The sequence below is a fragment of the Blautia sp. DFI.1.216 genome, from assembly GCF_020594215.1.
GTDB classification, from domain to species: Bacteria; Bacillota; Clostridia; order Lachnospirales; family Lachnospiraceae; genus Blautia_A; species Blautia_A wexlerae.
Genome location: NZ_JAJDML010000227.1, coordinates 1 through 269, shown reverse-complemented (window position 1 = coordinate 269; position 269 = coordinate 1). Strand labels below are relative to the sequence as shown.

At 37.2% G+C, this 269-nt stretch carries 1 protein-coding gene; it reads right to left on the bottom strand.

Annotated features, from left to right (window positions below; all coding sequences use genetic code 11):
• The coding region (locus tag LJE11_RS19540) for a transposase (protein WP_227296451.1) at nucleotides 1-269 on the bottom strand (269 nt) is incomplete at both ends.

Here is a 269-nt window from a genome sequence, read left to right as displayed (position 1 = left end):
CATAAGTCTTGAGATTTATAGATGCCTGGAAATCTCTGTCAATCATATTCCCACATGCACATCTATAAACTCTGTCAGATAACTTCAGATCTTTTTTGATATTTCCACAACAGCTGCAAAGCTTTGATGATGGATAAAAACGATCAGCCACAATAAGCTGGATCCCTTTATCGCTGCATTTGTATTCGAGCTGTTTTCTAAACCAAAAAAATCTCTGTTCCTGGACTGCTTTGGATAAATGTCTGTTTTTCATCATTCCGCTGACATTC